The 24,122-nt window shown below is 41.0% G+C and carries 19 protein-coding genes and 4 pseudogenes; 18 read left to right on the top strand and 5 right to left on the bottom strand.

The genetic code is table 11. The features are described from left to right. The first annotated feature begins 280 nt into the window (after positions 1–280). Positions 281–1,227: pseudogene (locus AC0L7Q_RS01945) on the top strand (YihY/virulence factor BrkB family protein). Between the two features lie 339 nt (positions 1,228–1,566). After that, positions 1,567–1,761, top strand: coding sequence for a hypothetical protein (locus AC0L7Q_RS01950; protein WP_409424631.1), 195 nt, complete (start codon positions 1,567–1,569; stop codon positions 1,759–1,761). 10 nt (positions 1,762–1,771) lie between these two features. Here the strand turns inward: AC0L7Q_RS01950 and AC0L7Q_RS01955 are convergent. Beyond that, positions 1,772–3,006, bottom strand: a protein-coding gene (locus AC0L7Q_RS01955; RefSeq protein ID WP_409423192.1) for an IS3 family transposase whose coding sequence is annotated in 2 segments (ribosomal slippage) — positions 1,772–2,655 and positions 2,655–3,006 — 1,236 coding nt in all. Because the reading frame shifts where the segments join, the coding sequence is not laid out codon by codon here. A gap of 152 nt (positions 3,007–3,158) precedes the next feature. Between AC0L7Q_RS01955 and AC0L7Q_RS01960 the strand changes: the two genes are divergently transcribed. Beyond that, entirely contained in the window at positions 3,159–4,766 is a 1,608-nt protein-coding gene (locus tag AC0L7Q_RS01960; RefSeq protein ID WP_409424632.1) for a PepSY-associated TM helix domain-containing protein, read from the top strand. Beyond that, positions 4,763–4,996 (top strand): hypothetical protein, encoded by a 234-nt coding sequence (locus tag AC0L7Q_RS01965; protein WP_409424633.1) that lies wholly within the window; start codon positions 4,763–4,765, stop codon positions 4,994–4,996. Before AC0L7Q_RS01960 ends, AC0L7Q_RS01965 begins: the two co-directional genes overlap by 4 nt. 75 nt (positions 4,997–5,071) lie before the next feature. Here AC0L7Q_RS01965 and AC0L7Q_RS01970 read toward each other — a convergent pair. Beyond that, positions 5,072–8,109, bottom strand: a pseudogene (locus AC0L7Q_RS01970) (bifunctional diguanylate cyclase/phosphodiesterase). A gap of 708 nt (positions 8,110–8,817) precedes the next feature. Between AC0L7Q_RS01970 and AC0L7Q_RS01975 the strand changes: the two are divergent. Beyond that, positions 8,818–9,078 carry a hypothetical protein gene (locus tag AC0L7Q_RS01975; protein ID WP_409424634.1) on the top strand — a complete coding sequence of 87 codons (261 nt, stop codon included), beginning with the start codon at positions 8,818–8,820 and terminating at the stop codon, positions 9,076–9,078. Beyond that, positions 9,066–9,152 carry a hypothetical protein gene (locus AC0L7Q_RS01980; RefSeq protein WP_409425548.1) on the top strand — a complete coding sequence of 29 codons (87 nt, stop codon included), beginning with the start codon at positions 9,066–9,068 and terminating at the stop codon, positions 9,150–9,152. Before AC0L7Q_RS01975 ends, AC0L7Q_RS01980 begins: the two co-directional genes overlap by 13 nt. A gap of 66 nt (positions 9,153–9,218) precedes the next feature. Here AC0L7Q_RS01980 and AC0L7Q_RS01985 read toward each other — a convergent pair whose 3' ends face one another. The 3 genes from AC0L7Q_RS01985 to AC0L7Q_RS01995 are packed head-to-tail and all read right to left on the bottom strand — an operon-like array spanning position 9,219 to position 10,238. Beyond that, positions 9,219–9,461 (bottom strand): hypothetical protein, encoded by a 243-nt coding sequence (locus AC0L7Q_RS01985; RefSeq protein WP_138608092.1) that lies wholly within the window; start codon positions 9,459–9,461, stop codon positions 9,219–9,221. Between the two features lie 13 nt (positions 9,462–9,474). Then, positions 9,475–9,915 (bottom strand): hypothetical protein, encoded by a 441-nt coding sequence (locus AC0L7Q_RS01990; RefSeq protein WP_409424635.1) that lies wholly within the window; start codon positions 9,913–9,915, stop codon positions 9,475–9,477. A 5-nt stretch (positions 9,916–9,920) separates the two neighbouring features. Further along, positions 9,921–10,238, bottom strand: a complete 318-nt coding sequence (locus tag AC0L7Q_RS01995) for a DUF883 domain-containing protein (RefSeq protein ID WP_076919883.1) — start codon at positions 10,236–10,238, stop codon at positions 9,921–9,923. Positions 10,239–10,680: 442 nt separating this feature from the next. Here AC0L7Q_RS01995 and mraZ point away from each other — a divergent pair, with 442 nt between their 5' ends. The 12 genes and pseudogenes from mraZ to AC0L7Q_RS02055 all read left to right on the top strand — a co-directional run bounded on the left by mraZ (position 10,681) and on the right by AC0L7Q_RS02055 (position 24,122). Then, positions 10,681–11,139 (top strand): division/cell wall cluster transcriptional repressor MraZ, encoded by a 459-nt coding sequence (gene mraZ, locus AC0L7Q_RS02000; RefSeq protein WP_010390682.1) that lies wholly within the window; start codon positions 10,681–10,683, stop codon positions 11,137–11,139. A 29-nt stretch (positions 11,140–11,168) separates the two neighbouring features. Continuing rightward, the gene (gene rsmH, locus AC0L7Q_RS02005) at positions 11,169–12,107 is read left to right on the top strand and encodes a 16S rRNA (cytosine(1402)-N(4))-methyltransferase RsmH (RefSeq protein ID WP_010390683.1); all 939 of its coding nucleotides are present in this window, start codon (positions 11,169–11,171) and stop codon (positions 12,105–12,107) included. Continuing rightward, positions 12,104–12,430, top strand: a complete 327-nt coding sequence (gene ftsL / locus AC0L7Q_RS02010) for a cell division protein FtsL (protein WP_010390691.1) — start codon at positions 12,104–12,106, stop codon at positions 12,428–12,430. The genes rsmH and ftsL overlap by 4 nt, the downstream gene beginning before the upstream one ends. Further along, the gene (locus tag AC0L7Q_RS02015) at positions 12,427–14,244 is read left to right on the top strand and encodes a penicillin-binding transpeptidase domain-containing protein (protein WP_413401235.1); all 1,818 of its coding nucleotides are present in this window, start codon (positions 12,427–12,429) and stop codon (positions 14,242–14,244) included. The genes ftsL and AC0L7Q_RS02015 overlap by 4 nt, the downstream gene beginning before the upstream one ends. Continuing rightward, positions 14,237–15,715 (top strand): UDP-N-acetylmuramoyl-L-alanyl-D-glutamate--2,6-diaminopimelate ligase, encoded by a 1,479-nt coding sequence (gene murE, locus AC0L7Q_RS02020; protein ID WP_413402922.1) that lies wholly within the window; start codon positions 14,237–14,239, stop codon positions 15,713–15,715. Before AC0L7Q_RS02015 ends, murE begins: the two co-directional genes overlap by 8 nt. Next, on the top strand, positions 15,712–17,094 hold the full coding sequence (locus AC0L7Q_RS02025) for a UDP-N-acetylmuramoyl-tripeptide--D-alanyl-D-alanine ligase (protein ID WP_413401236.1): 1,383 nt from the start codon (positions 15,712–15,714) through the stop codon (positions 17,092–17,094). The genes murE and AC0L7Q_RS02025 overlap by 4 nt, the downstream gene beginning before the upstream one ends. Next, positions 17,094–18,176 carry a phospho-N-acetylmuramoyl-pentapeptide-transferase gene (gene mraY / locus AC0L7Q_RS02030; RefSeq protein WP_076919888.1) on the top strand — a complete coding sequence of 361 codons (1,083 nt, stop codon included), beginning with the start codon at positions 17,094–17,096 and terminating at the stop codon, positions 18,174–18,176. Before AC0L7Q_RS02025 ends, mraY begins: the two co-directional genes overlap by 1 nt. After that, a pseudogene (murD, locus tag AC0L7Q_RS02035) lies at positions 18,177–19,510 on the top strand (UDP-N-acetylmuramoyl-L-alanine--D-glutamate ligase). Positions 19,511–19,635: 125 nt separating this feature from the next. Then, a pseudogene (gene ftsW, locus AC0L7Q_RS02040) lies at positions 19,636–20,684 on the top strand (putative lipid II flippase FtsW). After that, on the top strand, positions 20,677–21,753 hold the full coding sequence (gene murG / locus AC0L7Q_RS02045; RefSeq protein WP_413401239.1) for an undecaprenyldiphospho-muramoylpentapeptide beta-N-acetylglucosaminyltransferase: 1,077 nt from the start codon (positions 20,677–20,679) through the stop codon (positions 21,751–21,753). The pseudogene ftsW and the gene murG overlap by 8 nt, the downstream one beginning before the upstream one ends. 42 nt (positions 21,754–21,795) lie before the next feature. Beyond that, the gene (murC, locus tag AC0L7Q_RS02050) at positions 21,796–23,205 is read left to right on the top strand and encodes a UDP-N-acetylmuramate--L-alanine ligase (protein ID WP_413402925.1); all 1,410 of its coding nucleotides are present in this window, start codon (positions 21,796–21,798) and stop codon (positions 23,203–23,205) included. Beyond that, entirely contained in the window at positions 23,202–24,122 is a 921-nt protein-coding gene (locus tag AC0L7Q_RS02055; protein ID WP_413401240.1) for a D-alanine--D-alanine ligase, read from the top strand. Before murC ends, AC0L7Q_RS02055 begins: the two co-directional genes overlap by 4 nt.

Below are 24,122 nucleotides of genomic sequence, written 5' to 3' on the forward strand. Positions count from 1 at the left end.
ATTTAATCGCGGCGCGAGGTTTGTAACCTAGTGGGCTAAGTAAAAACCGAGCAACAAAGAGTTAATTGCCCCTAGGCAGAACCCTTCGGGCAGCGCCTGTTTGGCATTAATGCGGCGTTATCGCCTATTTATGGGGAATAACCACACCACATAGGCGATGCCTTGCCTTAATACCAAACAGGCTGCTGCAAATTTAACCTTGAAAGGTCAACAGACCCTAATACCAAGGAATATTTATTTGGCAAACATCTTGCAATCAATTAGGAAAAGGGAGTTAACTATGAGTGACTTTAAGCGTGGCCAAAGAGCCAAGCAGCCTAACCATATTCCTCTGCGTGGCTGGTGGGATATTGCAAAGCGAATTATAAAACAAATGAGCCGTGATAATTTATCCTTGGTGGCTGCAGGCGTGGCCTTTTATGCACTTCTTGCTATTTTTCCTGCCATTGCGGCGCTGGTGTCTGTGTATGCTTATTTTGCTTCACCGAATGATATTAGTGCGTATTTAAGTCAATTTATGGCGTTATTGCCGCAAAGTACCCAAGATATTATTTTGTCTCAGGTTTCAAGTCTTGCGCAAAAGTCTCAAACTAGTTTAAGTCTTAGCGCGCTGGGCACTTTACTGCTCACTATTTGGAGTAGCTCTAAGGGCAGCCAAGCTTTGATCACCGCGTGTAATATTAGTTATCAAGAATACGAAAAGCGTTCATTTTTTAAGGCGCAGCTTGTACGTTTACTATTTTCAGTGGGCGCGATTGTAGTGGCGGTTATAGCATTGGTGATTATCGGTATATTACCGCTAGCACTTAACCTATTAGGAATAAAAGAGAGTATTGATTTTTTAATCATGCTTATCTCATGGCCATTACTGGCACTGACCTTTAATTTTGCGTTATTAATTTTATATCGTTACGCGCCTCACAGAAAAGCAGCTAAGTGGCGCTGGGTTACCGTAGGCTCGTTCACTGCCACAGTATTATGGATTGTGGCATCTTTTGGCTTTTCTTTTTATGTATCTCATTTTGCCAGTTACAACGAAACATATGGCTCTTTAGGTGGGGTGGTTATTATGCTTATGTGGCTATTTATTAGCGCTTATATCATTATTTTAGGAGCTACAATTAATGCAGCGTTAGAGCAGCAAACAGCGCAAGACAGCACGGTAGGCCCAGATAAAAAAGAGGGCAGCGAGGTGCTTATGTTGCAGACCACCTCGATATTAAATAACCTGAACTCTGGATAATAAATCTATCTCAAGCAGCTATTAACGCGTAAGCTCGCCTTGTTTTCATTTAAAATCTCTGGCTATACCCGATTACCATCTTTTATATATTTAACTAAGCGTCAATTGCCGTTAGCTGAGCCATGCTTGGCATTTGTGCATGGATTATTTGCTATTTATATTTGTTTAGTTAATTAAATAAATATTATAATGCAAATGGTTATCATTTTTAGTTTTGTTACTGTGCTTGGTTAGATGGTAGCAGTATAACGTTTCAGGTTTGGGCGAAGTGTAATTTGGTTTCTCTATGGTGGGACTAAGCTGCATTGATAAGGCAAATAATAATGAATAAAAAACACACTTTTACAGCAACTAAGCGACGCCATATTCTGGCTTGTTTGCTTGCGTTAATTACGGCTGTGGTGATGATTCCTGGCATGACTACCTACTTACCTTTTGCTATGGAAGAGCAGATATTAATACCGATAATGCTTTTTCCTTTTATTTGGACTGCGTTATTTTGTCCCGTCCTGAAATAGGTTGACGGTTTTAATGAAAGACTTGGTGCGAAAGCGCCAGGTCTTTTTTATGCACTTGATTTGGTGTTTTCATATTCAAACTTAAGTGCGGTCGCATTTCATTGTATATAAATATCGATTCTTCAACGAGCTCTTTTAACTCTGCCATATTACGACATTTATACAGTAGAAACTCTTGTTTTAATATCCCGTTAATACGCTCAGCTAATGCGTTTTGATAACAGTCATATCCATCGGTCATAGATGGCCTAATTCCCTCCTTTAATAGCATACCTTGATATACTTCAGAGCAATATTGTAAACCTCTATCTGAATGATGAATAGCATCACGTTTATACACCCGCTGCTTAATCGTCATCTCTAACGCTTTGACTACATCAGTTGCCTTCATTTCATCACTGAGCTCATAACCCATTATTTTTCGACTATAAGCATCAGTGACTAACGACAGGTAATGCACGCCTTGCGATGACTTTACGTATGTAATGTCACTAACGAAGACTTCCTCGGCCGCAGTAGGTTTGTATTCTTTTAGTAAATTGGGATGCTTGTGCATCCAATGATTACTATTTGTTGTTTTAGTGTAATTTTTCTTTGGTTTTACAAGCAAGTCATGCTCTCTCAAATAGTCAAAAAAACAATCTCGGCCTAGTTTAATGTCACGCTCTTGCAGCTCTGGCTTTATCATCAGATAAAGTTTCTTCCCACCAATACGAGGCATGAATTGCCGCCAATACATCACTAACTCTTTGACTGGCTTCAACGCTTTATTCCGAGAATCTATTCTGCGCATAGCTTGATAGTAACCTTGTCGCGTTATGCCATATGCACGGCATAAAGGAGTAAGCTTTACTTGCTGGTTTTCTTTTGCGCGCGTGATAGCTCGGATATGTACTTTTTTCGCAAACCCGCTCCATATTCTTCATCCATAATATTAATCATTTCATCTTTGATTAAATCCTTTAGGCGTAACTCCTCTACCTCGCGCTCTAAACGTTTAATTTTTTGTGCTGGGGTTTCTTTTGATTTAGGCATGTTGGCTATATAAGTTGGTTTAGACCAATCTAATTTACCATGTTTTCGCAGCCATACCAGAACGGTGCTACGACCTTGAATACCGTAATGACTTTGCGCCTGTTTATATGTGAAGTCGCCTTTTTCTACTTGCTCAACAATGGATAATTTAAAGCCTAATGTATAATCTCGTTGAGTACGCTTAACGTCTTTAGTTTTAGTGGTTTTCATAAAATAAGTCCTAAATGTGTAAACACATTTCAGGACAAGACATTTATATACGCTTACATGGCTAAAAGCGCATGGCAGCCTTTTATTGTTATGTTAGTTATTTTGTTAAGCCATGCAGGGCTTAGTTTTATGGCTTTACAAGGAGGACAGGGATGAGATCTATTTCACTAAAAAAGCTATTTTTACTGCATAGTTGGGTTGGTATTGTAACAGGTATTTTGCTCTTTATTGTTTGCTTTACCGGTGCGTTAGCTGTACTTAGCCGCCCAGAACTAAAAATTTGGGCCAACCCAGAGTTACATCAATTGGATACAGTGCCAAGTGAAAAGGTGATGACGTTAATTAACCATTATCACCAACAAGTACCAAAAGAGTTTGGTAAAAATATCCATGTGTATCTACCAACTGGGCATAATACGCATTTATTGACGATTTTATTTGAATCTCACGATGGCGATGAAAATTATGACGAAGAGGCTGCTTATGCTTACCAATTTGACCCTCGTAATTTTAATTTGGTAAACCAATATTATGGTGCTGCAGATTATTTTTATGAGCACCGTAAAACTGATGCGCCATCGTTTATTGGGCATTTTCATGCTGACTTACATTTAGGCAGACCAATAGGGCTTATTCTTACTGGCTTTTTAGGTTTAACTTTATTGGTGTCTGTTGTGACGGGCTTATTTATTCACCGCCAAATAATAAAAGAGCTATTTACATTTAGACGTAAAAAAGATCTTGATGTGGTAGTGAACGATGCACATAAAGTGATGGGTATTTGGGGAAGCGTTTTTCATGCCATTATCGGCTTTACAGGAGCTTTTTTAGGTCTTGCAACCGTTATACTACTTCCCGCCGCCGCTTTTGTGAGTTTTGGTGGAGATCAAGATAAGTTGGTGGAAAAATTTACCGCTATGCCTGAAACCATTGTTTCTAATAATTACCAAGCAACAGCTATAGATACTATTTTGCTTGATGCCCAAACACGTTACCCAAAAGCGAAAGTTATTGATTTAACTGTTATGGCGCATAATGATACGAATGCTCAAGTTTACTTACGTCTTATTGGCGGCGATGCAGTTGCATCACAATTACTGCAATACAGCGGAGATGGTAAGTTTAGTAAATCAATGAGTAGCTTTGGTGACATTCCTGGCCCTGCTATTAAAGTACTTGAATTATTATTCCCGCTACACTTTGGTAATTTTGCGGGCGTTTTTGTAAAGTTAGTGTGGGCACTCCTTGGTTTAACTACTGCATTATTACCACTTTCTGGAATTATGATGTGGTTAACCAAGCGCACAAGGGGTAGCAATCCGACTCTTTCTGAAGTGGCTTATCAACGATGGAATAGGGTTATTATCGGTAGCTGTGGAGGCTTAGTATTGGCTACTGCCATATTATTCCCTTTGCAAGTATTACTTAATAACTTCATCCCAGTACAATTGCACAATGGCTACTTCAGACCTTTATTTTTTCTTTCGTGGCTAGTTTGGTGTTTATTTGCAGTGTTACCGATTAATTATTATCGTTATTTGCAAGTCACACTGCTTATAACTGGTGGTGCGTGCATGTCTGTGTTGCCTTTAAACATGTTACTGTCGTCAAGCCATGCTTTTAGTTCAAATAACACGCTAGTTACTGTTGTTGATGTTAGTTTTTTATTTATTGGTGGCTTAATAATCTATGTGAGTCAGCGGATCATGGCTAAGCGACAAATACTAATAAAGCCAACAACACAAGAGGTGACTATATGACAGTTATTTATCTAATACTTGGATGTGGATTGTTAGTTGTAAGTAGCTTATTACTAAGATTGATGCGCCCAGCAAGCACTTGGCTAAGTCTCGTTGTGTTTATTGGCGCACTTATCTGTTTTATAGCTGAGTATGGAAGTATTGCAGGTTCTTTTATTAGTATTGCTTCGGCTTTATTAATAAATTTAATGGTTGCTTTTGTATTCGGTAAATCTATTTCAGTGCGCTAAATTATAGCATTAACATTCTGAAATAAGGGGCAGTTTAGTACTCGCGCTATAATTGAGCGAGCGTATTAACTGCCTTTAGTCTAAATTAATCACTTGGTCTGTTTTTATCAGCTGCATAAACGAGGTTTTGTGCAACGGCTTTGAAAATAAATAGCCTTGGCCATAATCACAACCAGCTTCAAGTAATAAATCCATTTGTAATTTTGTTTCTATGCCTTCGGCAATTACTTTTAAACCAAGCTGATGGGCCATCATAATAATTGCTTCACATAAGGCCAGCTCCTGGCTGTCTTTTTGAATATTATCAACAAAGCGTTTATCAATTTTTAGGTAGTCGGTATCCATTTCTTGTAGGTAAGCAAGCGATGAGTAACCCGTACCAAAATCATCGAGTGCTAATTGCATCCCTGATTTAACCAAGGCTTTTAAGCGGCTTTGGGTCAGCTCTTCAGGATTAACCATCAAGCCTTCAGTAATTTCTGCCACAATGCTCGATGCAGGTAAGTTTGCTGTCTCAAGCATGCCATACCAATCGTCTATACCACTGTCTGTGGTTGCGAGCTGCACCGGCGATACGTTAATACTAATTTGAAATTCATCTTGAATGTGTTTTTTAATATCATTAAGTGTTTGTAGTGCTTCAGCAAATACAAATTGACCAAGCGCATTTATTTGTCTGGTTTCTTCAGCTAATGGAATAAAGTCAGCGGGGCTGATCAGCCCTTTTTCTGGGTGTTGCCATCGAATAAGCCCCTCAGCTTTATGAACGTGTAAATCATCAAGGGACACAATAGGCTGATAATACAACTCAAATTGCTCTAACTCTATGGCTGAGCGAAGTTCTTTGAGCAACTGCATTCTTGCATTTGCATCTTCACGCATATCATGTGAGAAAAATTCAAAGTCATTCCGGCCGCTATTTTTTGCCTTATACATAGCTTGATCCGCGGCTTTAAGCAGTTGCTCTGGGTTTTGGCCATCATCTGGCGCGCAGGCAATACCAATGCTGGCGCTGATATACACTTTTTCTTCTTCAATAAAAATAGTGGACGCAAGGCTAAGTAACAGTGATTTTGCTATTTTTTTGATATTATCGCTACCGCGTAAGTCACTAAACACAATAACAAATTCATCGCCACCAATACGCGCTACAAAGTCAGCTTCTTTTGCTGTTTGCACAATTCGCTCAGATACCAACTTAAGTAATCTATCACCATAATGATGGCCTAACGTATCATTAATATCTTTAAAGTGATCAATATCTAACAGCATAATAACCAGTTTTTGATCGTCGTAATTAACGCTCGTAAATCGTTTATTTAACCGCTCTTTTAGTTCTAGTCGATTAGGTAAGTCGGTTAAATGATCAAAATGAGCTTGTCGCCAAATTAGCTCGTCTGCTTGTTTTTTCTCGGTTAGATCGGTAAAAATAGCAATACGACTAGTTGGGGCTTTATTTTTATCGTAAATAGTATCTATGGTTAACCATTCAACATACAGCTCGCCATTTTTACGACGATTGGTTATTTCACCCTGCCAGCGGCCAGTTTTATTTATTGATTGCCACATGTAATCATAAAACTCTTTATCGTGTTTACCCGATGATAAAATACCCACCGTTTTATTGAGTACTTCTTTTCGAGAATACAAGGTCGTTTTACAAAAAGCAGGGTTCACATCATAAATAACGCCATTTTCATCTGTGATTGCCATGCCTTCACTGCTGTTGTTGTAAACTAATGACGCTAAATGCAAAGATTCTTGATTTTGCTTTCGTTGCGTGATGTTACTAATAACAATTATAAACTCATCCGCTTTTTTCATTGGGCTGATTTTCGCTTCATAAAACTGATTGTCTTGTTTATCTTCAAGCTCAATAGTGACTGGAGCGCTCAGGGTTGTTAAGTATCCTTCAATTTGTTTTAAATTGGCAATAGAGAATAAACACGATAGCTTTTTAGGCGGTGTTGAATGGCTGTAATTTAACGATTTAATAAGGCCACCGGTATCAAGTATATTGCCGTTGGCATCTACACGTAAAAAAGCATCGGGTAGCGCATTAAGCAAGCTATTAAGCTCGTCATGTTTATGTTTAAGGCATGCTTCAGCTGTTAAGCGAGTTTCGGCCATATATTTAAAACGATGATATAGTCTATTTAGCTCAGGACTATTAGGCTGCTCGTCGTCATGAGGCATATTACCGGCTGCTAAGCGGTTTACGGCCTGCGTTAAACTTTTAATCGGGTTTAAGATGCTTTTATTAACTAATCGTCTAGCCAATACGGCTAAAAGTAAAATGGTAATTAAAAATCCCAAAACCATTTTTACAAAGTTAATATCTATTTGTTCAAGTGTTTCATCTATTGGTTGAGTAATATAAATAGAGAGCTTATTGTCATTACCATCACGATAGAGTGTTGTTTGATGGAACACTCTACGGATACCATCTTTACCTTTAAAAATGACACCAGCTTTCAAATTATGCGCTAAATCGAACTTTTCCAATTTGTTGCCTAGTCTATCGGCTGAAAAAGGGTAGTTAGCTAAAATACTACCGTTAGAGTCAGTAATGACAGCTCTAATTTCTGTCGATAAATTTAAAGTATTAAGTGCCGAGCTCCACCAGTCCAGAGCGATTACAGTCACAATAACGCCTTCAATATCATTGCTTTCATTTAAAATAGGGTAAGCAAAGTTAATACTTTGAGCTTTGAGGCTGCGATCGTGTTGGAAATGGCCAATACTAAACTCTTTACTGGCGAGCGCGTTTTTAAAATAGGGGCGGTCGCTAATATTAATGTTGGTGTCGCTAATATTAGAGGTGCAAATTAAATCGCCGTATTTATTTACTATACCAATATTCGCGATATTGCCATTGAGCGCCTTAACATCTAGAACATACGAAGGACAGGTAGAGGGTAAAGACTCAATGTCTTTCTGCTTTTTTGCTAAAAATTCAGTCACATGCTTTATATCATCAATCATGTTCTGCTGCTTGATAATTAGATGCTCAGTGATGGAGCGTACTTTTTTTCATGCTCTTCAATAGCCGCGTCACGACTAAACCACAAGGTTACTAAAATGACAGCAGCAACAGGTATGCAAATCAGCATAAGAAGGCGGTAGAGTTGATGTTTTAGTGATGAAGTAAAAATAGTCGTATCCAAATTAGTACAAAGCAGAGTGACGCTAAATAATCCTACTATAAATAACCATTAAAGTACTAAGGTTATATCTAAGATTTTGAAATAAGATGGTGTTGCATATGATTGAAATATATTAATTTACGTATTAAAAACATGATGAAATAATAATTTAATCTCTTATATATTTACATAACAAATAAGGGCCTGTTTAACCGCGGCGCGAGGTTTGTAACCTAATGGGCAGTCGATAACTGCTCCTGCGTTATTCTACAGGCTTACATCTATGTAAGAATAAGTAAAAACCGAGCAAAGCTTCCGCGTCCCGCTCAAGGCCCTTACCTACATTTATGTAGGAAACAAAGAGTAAATCGACCCTAGGCAAAAAATGAAAAATAAACAAAGTTCTGGCTGCTCATAGTACCTAATATGGGTATTATGTCAACATGCGTCTTATTCTAGGTTTGATGGTAAATATTTAGCGCCATTTTTAATAATTGGTGAGCTTAAGTCTGATGATAAAAGTGAGTAGAGCGGTGGTTTTCCTCCTCATCTCATTGCGGTATCGAAACTTTCATTCATATTTTAAAAGTGTAATTTGAGCATGAAGATTAAATGGGAAACAAAGAAGTGACTTGCTCGGGAGACGTGTAATGGATAAATACCGGTAGCGGTGTTATGCACAGTGAAACGCTACTTGCTGATGCTGAAAAAGGCTTACATGGCTTTCAGATTTGGCTCAATATGCCAAGCACTAACAAAATGCATGAGCCGCAATACCAGAATATCACAGAGCAACCAGTACCGAGTTTTACTAATCAACAAGGAGTTAGCCTAGAGCGATGGTTGAAGCATTTCATTTTAGTGCAAAGCGAAATCTTTGAGCCAAGGTGTAAAATTAGCATAGGGCTCAATAAACATCGGGAGTGCTTATATTAGTAGGTGAACCGTTTAATCAGCCAATTGCACAAATAGACCCGTTTGTGATGATCACTGACGCTGAAATATGCTAAGCGGTTAGCGATTGTAAAAACATTTTTTTGGTTCACTGTCGTGATGTATTAATGCAGGAGTGACTTTTAAGCGAGTAGTTTTAACAACCAACTGTATTTTTTTACTATGTTGGTGTCTCCTTTTGCCGACTCCACTACCACGCCTGCACTAAAGGCACTAACGAGCCCCACTTTTGTTGCGGCAAAGCGTTTGGCTCGATATTTTATTGCTGTAAGGTGCTGACGCTTTAGCTCAGATTGTATCGCCACTTCTTTGTGGAGCTGTTGCACGCGAGCATTCGGTGAGTTGATCAAGTAATTGATTAACATAATTGTGTATGCCTTATAATTTAAGCAGCTGCTTTAGGCTATTTAGCGTTTTAGTAAAGCCAATTTTTTTGCTTAGATAAACTGCGTTTCGCCACAGCCAAATTAAGCATAAAATTTGTAGGCTGATCACTACAGTAATGCTCAGCCAAATCGAGCTAAATAAATCAAAAGTAGCAAAGCCTACAATACTTAAAAGTCCCACCCACAATAACACCAAGCCACTGGCAAAACATCCTAATAAAATAGTGATCAGTGCTAAGGATCTTAGCGATAGCTTCCACTCTGCTATTGCCAGCTGATGTGTCAACTTTCCTTGTTGATGATAATCATCCTTGAGCTGCGCTGCATAGTCAGCAAGCTTAGCAACATGATCTTGCCAGTCATCCGCATTTGTTGCTGATGACTGCGAATCCGTCGCTTGTGATTCGCTTGGTGTTAAATCTGGCTTTTGCATTGGTATTACTTACGACGAAATAGCGCAGTAACTAACATGCCAGCAGCAAATGCCAGACCAGCCGTTGCTAGTGGATTTTCAGATGCGAGTTGACGAGTCTTAGAGGTACATTCTTCTAATTTCTCGCGAGCTGCTAACTGTTTTTCGTTAAGTGTTTCTGCTGAGCTGCTTGCTCCTTTACGAACACCATTTTCAGCTACCGCCGCTTTACTCGATAATGCATCTACTGCGTCATGCGCAGCTGATGTTGCTTTATCGGTTAATGGGGCTTCAATCTCTTGTTTTGTATCAATAGGTGTTTTGCTCTTAGTTGCCGTAGCCATAATCAATCCTTAATAGTTTCTTAAAAGTAATTATTCAGGTGCAATGATTAAACCAGTTGTTAAGTTATTGTTTTGTATTTTATTTTAATTTTAACGCTGACTTTTACGTGTTTATTGCTGTAACTATTGCGACTATGGTTTGTAATTTTTACAAACAAAAAATTGTAATTATTCACTGAGCAAACAAACGCTGCCAAGTAATAAAAAACCGATGAAAAATTTTTTTATCGGCTGATCAGATTTTTTATCAAACAATTCAATCGCTTTAATCTGAGCCTTATTTTTTCTGGCTTCGCGGGGCGCTAAAGCTGGGTGAGTTACTTGACAAAAAGGCTTGTCAAGCCCTAAACTGGAGCACTGTGGTAAAAAGTGGTGTTTAGTGGATCAAACTGGATCGGGTTAATCAAAAAGTTGATTAAAATAATTTTACAATAGGCTTTTTATGTTTCGTGGCGCAAGTTCACTGAGTTTGGATGATAAAGGACGTTTTGCGGTACCAACAAAGTACCGAGACACGCTATTGTCTGAAGATCAGGGAACGGTTATTTGCACAGTTGCACTCAATGAGCCTTGCCTTTGGTTATACCCGCTTGCTGAATGGTTAGAAATTGAAAGCCGTTTAGCAAAAATATCTAATATGAATCCCAGAGCGCGACGGATGCAACGTATGTTGTTAGGTAATGCGACAGAGTATCAGCTTGATAAAAACGGTCGAATTTTGCTGGCGCCTTCTTTGCGCTCACATGCAGAACTTGGCAAAAAAATTATGCTGGTGGGCTTAATGAATAAATTTGAGATTTGGGATGAGGCGCGTTGGCACGAACAAATGCGACAAGACACTGAGCTTGAAAGGCTTGGCGAATTTGAACCCAATGACGATTTAGATAACTTTACCCTCTAGCAGCAAAACAAAAAGGCAAAAAATAGCTAATGACAGCGCAATTTGAACACGTATCCGTATTAATGGACGAAACCATAGATGCACTTGCAATTAAGCCAGACGGCATTTACATGGATGGCACCTTTGGACGTGGCGGACACTCAGGGCAAATATTAGCGCGCTTGGGCGACGCTGGTCGCTTGCAGGCTATTGATCAGGATCCACAAGCGATAAAGTCAGCAGAAAAGTTTGCCGACGATTCACGTTTTTCAATTGCTCATTCACGATTCTCGAAACTATACGAAGTTGCTGAGCAAAACGATCTTATTGGTAAAGTTGATGGCATTTTACTTGATATTGGTGTGTCGTCACCGCAGTTAGATGACGCCGCTCGTGGCTTTAGTTTTATGAAAGACGGCCCGCTTGATATGCGAATGGATCCAAGCACAGGCCGCAGCGCTGCGCAGTGGTTAGCTGAGGCGGAACTAGATGACATTACCCATGTGATCAAAAAGCTAGGTGAAGAAAAATTTGGTAAGCGCATTGCACACAAGATATTGGAAGTGCGTGAACATACGCCAATCACTACCACTAAACAGCTCGCAGATTTAGTTGATGAAGCTGTACCTGTTAAAGACAAGTTTAAACATCCTGCAACGCGCACGTTTCAGGCAATTCGTATTTATATCAATAGCGAGTTAGAGGAAATTCAAACCGCACTACAAGCGGCGATTAAAGTTCTTAAGCCAGGTGGTCGCTTAGTTGTTATTTCCTTCCACTCTTTAGAAGATCGCATTGTAAAACAATTTATTAAAAAACAGAGTAAGGGAGAAGCGATACCCAGAGGTCTGCCTTTAACCGACGCACAAATAAATAAAAATCTGACGTTAAAAGCAGTGGGTAAAGCTATTAAACCAAGTGCTGATGAAGTGGCGCGCAATCCACGCTCTCGCAGCTCAGTACTAAGGATTGCACAGAGGTTGGGATGAGTAAAAAAGCGAGTTATCGCCAACCCAATCTATTTATTGAAATAATTAAAGGCCTAGGTGCAAACAAGATCACCTTGGCCTTGTTGGTTGTGATATTCGCATCAAGTTTGAGCGTAGTACAGGTAACCCACTTATCTCGTGCTCAATTAATTGAGCAGGATTCGTTACTGCAAGAGCGTGATGAACTGGATTTAGAGTGGCGTTATTTTTTAGTGGAAGAAGAGTTTTATTCACAACATGCACGCATTGAAGAAGTGGCAACGTCACAATTAGAAATGAAGCGGCCAACCAGCCAAGATGAGCAGGTAATCATATTACAATGAGAACGCGAGGCAAAAAACCAGTCAACAACCTAATCGCATGGCGCTTTATTTTAGTGTGCGTGGTGATTTTTTTAGTGTTTGTGACTTTGGTATCGCGTGCTGCGTATTTGCAAGTAATTGAACCCGATAAGGCCCGATCCGAAAGTGACAAGCGTACAGTACGTGTTGAAAAATTACATGTGCAACGCGGCATGATCTTCGATCGTAACGGTAAAGAGTTAGCAGTTAGTGTACCTGTAGTCAGTGTGTATGCCGATCCTAAAGCGTTGCATAAATCACTTGTCAGTAAAGTACTTAGGCAAGCCCGTAAAAATGGTGAAGATCAGCAAACATTGCGTGAAAATGTCGCTGAGTTAAATAAGCGTACCGCCCTGTATTATAAAAACGATTTGCGCTGGCGTGAACTTGCCGATGTACTGCGTATTGAACCGAGCAAAATTAATACCCGACTACTCAATGATCCTACTCGTCGCTTTGTTTATTTAAAACGCCAAGTTACTCCGGCTGTTGCTAATTATATTGGCGATTTACGCCTACCAGGTATTCATTTATTAGATGAGTCAAAACGCTATTACCCTGCCGGTGAGGTCAGTGCGCATATCATTGGTTTTACTAATATCGATGGCAAAGGCATTGAAGGCATAGAAAAGCTTTACGAAAATGCACTCACAGGTGAAGAAGGCCGACGTACGATTCGAAAAGATGCCCAAGGACGTGAAGTTGAAGTGCTTGATGAGCGCGAGCGAGTGGAGCCTGAGAGTATTCAACTGAGTATTGATCAACGTATTCAGGCGATTGCCTACAAAGCGGTTAAATCAGCGGTATTAACTTACAAGGCCACTTCAGGCTCAGCCATGGTGGTTGATGTTAAAACTGGTGAAGTTTTGGCTATGGTAAATAGTCCTTCATTTAATCCTAACAATTTAAGCGGTGCGGCTCCTCATAAGCGTCGTAACCGTGCAATTACCGATTTGTTTGAACCCGGCTCAACCGTTAAGCCTCTAGCCATTTTAGCTGGATTAGACTACGGCACAATCCAACCGGATGACAAAGTTGATACCTACCCAGGCTGGATGCGTTTAGGGGGCAGCTTAGTACAAGATACCCGTAATCATGGTGAAATGACGCTGCGCGAAATTTTAAAATACTCCAGTAATATGGGCGTAACAAAAATAAGCCAAACCGTACCCAAAGACTATTTTGTCGGTCTTTACCAAAAGGTGGGTTTTGGCAGTGATAGTGGTACCGGCATGGTCGGGGAAAGTAGTGGTTTATTTTACCCTAACCGTCGTTGGTCAGATCACGAAATTGCCGCACTTTCGTTTGGTTACAATATTGCCGTGAGTACCGCGCAAATGGCTCGTTTTTACGCCATGTTAGGCGCGGGTGGGGTGAACCGCCCTCTCACTGTACTAAAGCAAGACTCTATACCTGAAGGTGAACGTGTTTTTCAACAACAAGATGTTGAAGCCGTGGTTCATATGATGGAAAGCGTATTTGAAGACGGTGGTACCGCGCGTCGCATTAAAGTTGATGGCTACCGTGCAGCGGGCAAAACAGGTACTTCTAAAAAGGCCGCTGCAGGTGGTTATGGTGACGAATATGTGGGTTACTTTGCGGGTATTGCCCCAGCAAGTAATCCGCGATTAGCCGTTGTGGTATTAATCAACGAGCCCGGTGGAGATGTTTATTACGGTGGCGCAACGGCAGGTCCGGCGTTTGCAGAAATAATCTCTAATTCATTAAGAATTTTAAACGTTGCCCCAGATAAAGACTCGGCGGCATACGTGAAGGGCAAAGATGATGGTGCGTGATTTACACACAATTTTAAAATATTTAGAAATAGATGCAGCACGTTTAATGGTAAACGAGTTGCGTTTAGACAGCCGCGATGTAAAACCTGGTGATGTGTTTGTGGCAATAAAAGGTCATCAGCTTGATGGCGGGCAGTTTATTGATAAAGCAATTGAAAATGGTGCCAGTGCAATTATTGCCGACAGACTGTGTGAGTTTGAAAGTGATTTTGAGCCGCTTTATTTGGTTTCAGAATTAAATAAAAAATTGCCTGTATTAGCGAGTAAATTTTACCAGCAACCGAGCCTAGAATTAGATTTAGTTGGCGTAACAGGAACAAATGGTAAGTCGACTACTACCGCAATGATTGCCCATTTAGCACAGTTTTGTCATACCCAAGCCGCAATCATAGGCACGCTCGGTTATGGCTATCCAGATAATTTAACACCGCTGCAAAATACCACGCCCTCAAGTGTGGATTTACAGCATATTTTAAGTGACTTAAAAGAGCAGCAACACCGCTTAGTAGCGATGGAAGTATCATCGCATGGGTTGGTACAGCACCGTGTTGATCAGTGTCATTTTAAAGCGGCGGTTTTTACTAACTTATCTCGCGATCACTTAGATTATCATGGTGATATGGATAGTTACGGTGATGCCAAATTGATGCTGTTTCGTGATTTTGATGCCGCCAATGTCATTCTTAATCAAGATGACGGACAAGCAGAGCAATGGATTGAAAAATATAGCTTTAATAAACTAATTTGTTATGGCCGTAAAAACTTAGCTCCTAAAAACGCTCAGTTTGTGTATTTTTCTGATGTTAGCTATTCGGCAACCGGTATTTCGGCGCAATTAACTACAAGTTGGGGTGACACTGCCATAAAGTCACCGTTATATGGTGAATTTAATCTGTATAATTTGACCGCTGCTTTAGCCACATTATTAGCACTGGGTTATCCATTGGCGCAATTAGTAGCAGGGTGTGAATATTTACAACCTGTTGCAGGCAGAATGCAAGCATTTACAGCGCCAAGTATGCCTACTTGTGTGGTTGATTATGCACATACACCGGATGCATTGGCTTTAGCGTTACAAGCGCTGCAGCAACATGTACCAGGTGGTGTAAGTTGTGTATTTGGTTGCGGCGGCGACAGAGATAAAGGTAAACGTGTATTAATGGCACAGGCCGCTGAGCAGTTTGCAGACAAAGTGATCATTACCAGTGATAACCCGCGCTCTGAAGATCCTAATGAAATTATTAATGATGTAGCTGCAGGATTAACACACCCACAAAACGCTCATTTAGAGGCCGACCGGGGTGCTGCAATACGATTTGCTATAGATAACGCAAAAGCCGGTGAGGTTATTTTAATTGCCGGTAAAGGGCATGAAGACTATCAAATTATAGGCGACAAACGCATTGATTTTTGCGACCGCCAATTTGTACAACAACAATTAAAACAAGCAGTAAGAGGGTCTCAAGCATGATCCCAATGGATTTTGATTGGCTAGCTAATGTGCTAGCAACCGATTATCAAGGTGATAATCGTCAAGTAATAAATATAAACACCGATACCCGTACGTTGTGTGATGGTGAAGTGTTTTTGGCACTTAAAGGCCCCAATTTTGATGGCCATAAGTTTATTGAGCAAGCAAAACAAAAAGGTGCAATTGGAGTCATTGTCGATCACGCTGTAGAGACCGACATTGCTCAATTTGTAGTTGCCGATACCCGTATTGCATTAGGCACAATTGGTACAGCGGTGATGGCGCAAGTTGCACCTAAAACTATCGCTATTACTGGCAGTGTAGGTAAAACCACAGTTAAAGAAATGTGTGCCGCTATTTTATCAAGTAAAGGGGATGTTTTAGCGACTAAAGGCAACTTCAATAATGATATTGGCGTGCCTCTTACCTTATTGAGATTAGAGCCACAGCACCGTTATGCGGTTATTGAGCTCGGTGCAAACCATATTGGTGAAATTGCCTACACTACCGCCATGACCAAACCGGATGTTGCCGTGGTATGTAATGTTGCGGCGGCACATTTAGAAGGTTTTGGTAGCTTACAAGGTGTGGCACAAGCCAAAGGCGAAATTTACGACGGTTTAAAAGACGATGGCATTGCCATTGTTAATTGCGATAGCGAGTTTAGTCAGTATTGGCTTGATAAGTTAGCAACGCGCAATATTAAATGTTTTTCTAGCAGTGAAAAGCTGGATATTTGGGCAGAAGACATCAGCCTGGATGCACAAGCTCGCGCAAGCTTTACGTTATGTACCAAACAACACAGAGTACCAGTTACGTTAGCATTGCCAGGCAAGCATAATATTAGCAACGCGCTTATTGCTGCGGCATTAACCAGTGAGTTTGACGTGTCACTTGAAGAAATTGCCAGCGCCCTAGCGACCATGGGTGAAGTTAAAGGACGGGTTAACCTGATTGAAGCCAGTGAGTCACTCACCATTATTGATGATACCTATAATGCCAACGTTAAGTCGGTAAAAGCGGCGATTGATTTACTTAGCGATATTCAAGGTCATCGTATTTTGGCTCTCGGTGATATGGGAGAGCTTGGTGAAGATGCTCGTAAGTATCATCAAGAAGTGGGCGAATATGCATTAGCGCAAGGTATTGATGAGCTATTTACACTTGGTGTATTAAGTAAGTCAGCTAGTGATGTATTTGAGCTGCCTAATCGTCACTTTTCAAATCGTGAGCAAATGCTGCAGCAAATTCAAAGCAGTATCAGCAAAGTTGATAAAAAAATTACCCTTGTCGTGAAAGGATCACGCAGTTCTCGCATGGAGCTTTTAGTAACCGATTTAGTTAATGGCCAGCAACAAGCCATCAATGGAGTATCATAATGTTAGTTTGGCTGGCTGAGTATTTAACTCAATATTATAGTGGCTTTAATGTTTTTTCGTATTTAACTCTACGTGCCATTTTAGGTATTTTGACCGCGTTAATTATGTCGCTTTATTTGGGGCCAAAGTTAATTCGTGGTTTACAGCGCATGCAAATTGGGCAAACAGTACGTGATGATGGTCCGCAATCACACTTGTCTAAATCGGGTACACCGACTATGGGTGGCTTACTTATTTTAGCGGCAATATTCACCAGCACTTTATTGTGGGCTGATTTGTCTAATAAATACGTCTGGGCCACTTTATTTGTGATTGGCTCATTGGGGATTGTTGGCTTTATTGATGATTACCGTAAGGTGATCCGTAAAGATCCTAAAGGGCTGATTGCTAAGTGGAAGTATTTTTGGCAATCGGTAATTGCACTAGTTGTAGCTACTGCACTTTATATGACCAGTACCCAAGCGACAGAGACATCTCTTGTTGTGCCATTTTTTAAAGATGTACTGCCACAACTAGGCCTGTTTTATATTGTAATTACTTATTTTGCATTAGTGGGAACCTCAAACGCGGTTAATTTAACCGATGGACTAGATGGCTTAGCGATTGTGCCAACAATTTTAGTGGCTGCAGCGCTGGCTATTATTGCTTATTTAACTGGTAATATTAACTTTTCAGCTTATTTACACATTCCGCATTTGCCACTTGCCAGTGAATTGGTAGTGGTGTGTACCGCTATTGTGGGTGCTGGGTTAGGCTTTTTATGGTTTAACACCTATCCAGCACAAGTATTTATGGGCGATGTAGGCTCGTTAGCGCTTGGTGGTGCATTAGGTATTATTGCCGTGCTGGTTCGCCAAGAGCTATTACTTATTATTATGGGGGGCGTGTTTGTAATGGAGGCGCTGTCGGTAATTTTACAAGTTGGCTCTTATAAATTACGCGGCCAACGTATTTTTAGAATGGCGCCTATTCACCATCACTACGAACTTAAAGGATGGCCAGAGCCACGCGTCATTGTGCGCTTTTGGATAATTTCTATTGTGCTGGTACTTGCTGGCCTTGCGACATTAAAGATCCGATAAATGCAGTATTTAAACGAGATAAAAAATAAACAAATAACAGTGCTCGGACTCGGTGTAACCGGTCTGGGCATTGTGCGTTTTTTATTATCTCAAGGCATACAGCCCAATGTAGTCGATAGCCGAGAGAATCCCCCGGCGTTGATTGGCTCAAGCAACATGCCGCTAATCTAAATACTCACTTTGGTGATTTAAATAATGCGGTGCTCAGTGCTTGCGATATGATCATTATTAGCCCTGGGCTAAGTTTAAAAACTCCTGCTGTTGCACAGGCATTGAATGCCGGTGTAGAAGTAATTGGTGATGTTGAGTTATTTGCACGCATTAACACTAAACCAGTTATTGCGGTAACAGGATCAAATGGTAAATCAACGGTAGTAACCCTTGCTTACGAAGTATTAAAAACCGCGGGGTATAAAGTAGCACTGGGCGGCAATATTGGCACAGCTGTACTGGATTTACTTGACGGTGACTTTGATGTGTTTGTACTGGAGCTGTCGAGCTTTCAGCTTGATACCACTGACAGCTTAAAAGCCAGCAGTGCAACCGTGCTTAATATTTCAGAAGATCATCTTGATCGCTATGATAGCTATCAAGCTTATATAGATTCAAAATTAAGTATTTATAACGGCGCTGAACTTTTAGTGGTTAATGCTGACGATAGACAAACACACCCAGTGAGTTGCACGTTAGCACCACAAGTTAGCTTTGGAGAAGCACAAGGCGATTACCACTTAGCACAGCATAATAACGAAGCGTACTTTATGGTAAAGGGCGAAGCTTATTTACCAGTAAGTACCTTAGCTGTTGTTGGTAAGCATAACTATTTAAACACGCTGGCAGTAATGGCGTTACTCAGCCCGTTTGAAATAACTAAAGCGCATTATAAAACTGCATTAGCTCAATTTAACGGCTTAGCGCATCGTTGCCAATTTGTGGGTGAGTTTAATAGCGTTAAATATTTTAATGACTCTAAAGCCACCAATATAGGCGCAACAATAGCGGCCATTGATAGTTTAGCGGGTGAACAACAAAATTTAGTGGTTATTGCTGGTGGTGATGCCAAAGGTGCTGATTTAGAGGCACTTAAACCTTATGTTGAGCAACACGTTAAAGCCTTCATTTGCTTTGGTAAAGATGCAAAAGAGTTAGTGGCATTAACTGCTAAAGGTCATTTAACCACTAACATGTCTGAAGCTGTCGCCCTTGCTAAACAATTAAGTACGTCAGGCGACACTGTTTTATTAGCCCCAGCGTGCGCCAGTATAGATATGTACAACAACTATATGCAGCGCGGCGATGATTTTGTGCACTGTGTATTGCAGGAGCTGTCATGATAGCTTTTGCGGATATTAAAGAGGCATTTACCCCTAAACCTTCGGCGCAGCTTTATGATGTGCCGCTACTTTATTGCATGCTAATGCTAATAGGGGTGGGCTTTGTGATGGTAACTAGTGCTTCAATGCCGACGGCCGATAGGCTGTTTGGCAATATTTATCATTTTACTATCCGCCACGGTATTTTTTTAGGGCTCTCGTTTTGTTTATTTTGCATAAGTACTCAAGTACCTATGTCGTGGTGGAAAAAGCTAATCCCTACTTATTATTACTCGGCTTAGTGTTGTTATTGGTGGTGCTTATTGTCGGTCGTGAAGTCAATGGGTCGACCCGTTGGATACCTATCGGACCATTTAATATTCAAGCTTCAGAGCTCGCTAAGTTATTCTTTTTTAGTTATATCGCTGGCTATTTAGTCCGTAAGCGCAGTGAAGTACAAGAAAACATTAAAGGCTTTGCTAAACCCATAGCGGTATTTGCCGTTTATGCAGCGCTTATTTTAATGCAGCCAGATTTAGGAACCGTGGTGGTGATGTTTGTTACTACAGTTGGTTTATTGTTTTTAGCTGGTGCTAAGCTTTGGCAATTTTTTGCACTTATTTTAACCGGTATTGCGCTAGTGGTTGGGTTGATTGTGTTTGAGCCCTATCGTATGGCGCGTGTGGTGGGTTTTTTAGAGCCTTGGGATGACCCTTTTGGTAAAGGTTATCAATTAGTGCAATCACTGATGGCTTATAGCCAAGGTGATTGGTTTGGCCAAGGCTTAGGCAATAGCGTACAAAAATTACAATATTTACCGGAAGCACACACCGATTTTATTTTTGCCGTGATTGCTGAAGAACTTGGTTTTATGGGCGTATTGAGTATTTTAATGGTATTAGGGACATTAGTATTTAGAGCGCTACTAATTGGCCAAAATGCGCTTAAAAACGGTAAAGAATATGAAGGCTATTTAGCTTTAGCTATCGGTATTTGGTTTGCATTTCAAACTATGGTTAATGTAGGCGCCAGTGCCGGTATATTACCAACCAAAGGACTAACCCTACCGTTTATTTCCTATGGTGGCTCAAGTTTATTAATGATGACCATAGCCACTGGTATTTTATTACGGGTAGATTTTGAAACGAAGATGGCAACTAAACAGGCCACGTCGGGGGAGCTAAACGATGAGTAAAAAAATAGTCGTTGTAGCAGGGGGCACAGGTGGACATATTTTCCCGGGGATTGCGGTTGCTGATTATCTCAAACAGCAAGGTTGGCAAGTTAGCTGGATAGGCACTCCTGATAGAATGGAAGCCAGTGTCGTGCCCAAGCACAACATAGAAATTGATTTTATTGATGTAAAAGGCGTGCGAGGTAATGGTTTAAAACGCCTCATTAAAGCGCCATTCATGGTTATTAATGCAATATTGCAGGCGCGTAAAGTATTAAAACAACAACGCCCTAACGTGGTTTTAGCTATGGGCGGCTACGTGACAGGCCCTACGGGTATTGCGGCAAAAAGTCTCGGTATCCCTTTGGTAATTCATGAGCAAAACGCCGTAGCTGGTATGAGCAATAAATGGCTAGCGAAATTTGCGAATCGCGTATTAGCCGCATTTCCAAGTGCTTTTGCCAGTGGTAAAGCAGAGTTGGTGGGTAACCCTGTGCGTCAGAGTGTAGTTGATATACCTAAGCGGGAAGTATCAAGTCCAATCAATATGCTTGTAGTGGGTGGCTCACTAGGTGCGCAAGTACTCAACCAAACGCTGCCAGAAGCATTTAAGCGCTTAAATGATACTTGTGCCATTAATGTTTGGCACCAAACCGGTAAAGGCCATTTTGCCAGTGTAAGCGAAAGTTACCAGCAGCAACAAATGGGCGATGAGCAAGTAACTGTTGCTGAATTTATTGATGATATGGATACCGCTTATGGCTGGGCCGATATTGTGATTTGTCGCGCTGGAGCGCTAACGGTGAGTGAAATTGCTGCAGCAGGTAAAATGGCGGTATTTGTACCGTTTCCTCACGCGGTTGATGACCACCAAACAGCAAATGCACAGTATTTAGTAATGGCAGAAGGGGCATTATTAATGCCACAAGGGCAATTTAATCAGCGCAGTATTGTTGAACTTTTAAGTCCCTATTTAGCTGAACCTTTATTAATAACTAAAATGGCTGCTAAAGCAAAGCAGCAGGCTATTTTAGATGCCACAGCCAGCGTCGCTATGCACTGTGAGCAAGTAACAAATAAGAGAATATAAGTGAAACAGACATTAGCAAAAGAAAAATATACACGCCCTGCGATGCGTCGCATTGAAACTATTCACTTTGTAGGAATAGGTGGTGCAGGTATGGGCGGTATTGCAGAGGTATTGGCTTTTGAAGGTTACCGTATTACCGGCTCGGATATAGCGCACAGCGCCATGACCGAGCGTTTAATTCAAGCGGGCGCTGAAGTATTTATTGGCCATCATGAAAATAATGTAAAAGATGCTAATGTGGTTGTGGTTTCAAGTGCAATTGATAAAACAAACCCTGAAATTCAAGCCGCGCAAGCTGCGCGTATTCCGGTAGTTCGCCGTGCAGAAATGTTAGCTGAGCTGATGCGTTTTCGTCATGGTATTGCCATTGCTGGCACCCATGGTAAAACCACAACAACCAGTTTAATTGCCAGCATTTATGCGCAAGCAGGGCTCGATCCAACCTTTATTATTGGCGGTTTATTAAATAGTGCTGGCAGCAATGCTAAAGTAGGCAAAAGCGACTTTTTAATCGCTGAGGCGGATGAAAGCGATGCTTCATTTTTGCATTTACAGCCAATGCTATCAGTGATCACTAATATTGAAGAAGATCACATGGAAACTTACGGCGGCAGCCTAGAAAAAATGAAAGATACTTATGTTGAGTTCATTCATAACCTGCCGTTTTACGGGCTAGCTGTAGTGTGTATAGATTCAGACGTTGCCGCAGAATTAATACCTCGCTTTGGTCGTCCGGTGATCACTTATGGTGAATCGCAAGATGCTGACTATCGAATGAGTGAGTTTAGCCAAACAGCCAATACATGCCAATTTACTGTTACTAATAAACAAGGCGAGAGTTTAACCGCCAAGTTAAATATGCCAGGTAAGCACAATGCCCTAAATGCAACCGCAGCGATTGCGGTGGCAAAAGATCAAAACATAGCTAATCATGCAATTTTAGCGGCATTAGATACTTTTGAAGGCATTGGCCGTCGTTTTCAGCATTATGGTGAATTTGAAAACGAATGCGGTAATGTGATGTTAGTAGATGACTATGGTCATCACCCATCAGAAGTGGCAGCTACCATCACCGCAGCGCGAGAAGGCTGGCCTGATAAGCGTTTAGTGATGGTTTATCAGCCGCATCGCTATACCCGTACTCGCGATTTATACGAAGATTTTGTGAAAGTACTCGCCGAGGTTGATCAGTTGCTATTGCTTGATGTTTACAGTGCAGGCGAAGAGCCGATTGTTGGTGCTGATAGTAAGAGTTTATGCCGCAGCTTACGCCAGCGTGGCAAAGAGCCACTGCATGTAGCTTCAAGCTCAGAGCTTGCGGGTGTACTTGCTAACTGCCTACAAAATAATGACTTAGTACTTACGCAAGGCGCAGGTAACATAGGTCAGCTAGTTAAAAGTTTAGCAGCAACAAACATGTCGATAGAAAAATTAAAGCAAGGTGAAGTATGACACAGGTAAGTTCCCAATTTGGTAAAGTAGCGGTACTGCTAGGTGGAAACTCAGCAGAGCGCGACGTGTCATTAAAATCTGGTCAAGCGGTACTCAGTGCTCTTTTAGCAAGTGGCATTGACGCGATTGCGTTTGACCCACAAATTCGTTCATTGTGGGAATTAAAAGACTTAAACGTTGATCGCGTTTTTATTGCGCTGCATGGCCGAGGTGGTGAAGATGGCACAGTACAAGGTGCTTTAGAGTTTATGAACTTGCCTTACACCGGCAGTAATGTACTGGGTTCAGCATTGGCAATGGATAAAATTCGTTGTAAGCACTTGTTTAAATCGGCAGGCTTAAGTACAGCACCTTATGCGGTAGTTGATGCTAAAAAAGGCTTTGATGCTAAAGCGATTATCGATGAGTTTAAAAAAGTGATGGTAAAACCATCGCACGAAGGCTCTAGTATTGGTATGGCGCAAGCAAGCTCTGCAGAAGAGCTTGAAGATGCGCTCACTAATGCATTTAAGTTCGACAGCCAAGTATTGGTAGAGCAATGGATCACGGGGCGTGAATTTACAATTACGGTACTCGGTGATGAAGTACAACCTGTGATTGAAATGAGCACCCCAAATGGGTTTTATGACTACCAAGCTAAATATCAGTCAAGTACGACGCAATACCATTGCCCAGCAGATTTATCACAACCGGATACTCAAAAACTACAAGCGATGGCACTCGATGCGTTTGATTTAGTGGGTGCCAGTGGCTGGGGTCGCGTCGATGCAATGCAAGATCAGCAAGGCCAATTTTACTTATTAGAAGTGAATACCGTGCCAGGCATGACAGAAAAATCACTGGTGCCAATGGCAGCAAAAGCCAATGGGGCAAGTTTTGAGCAATTAGTTGTTCGCATTTTGGAGCAAACCCTTTAA

It is taken from the genome of Pseudoalteromonas sp. KJ63-1 (genome assembly GCF_055808145.1).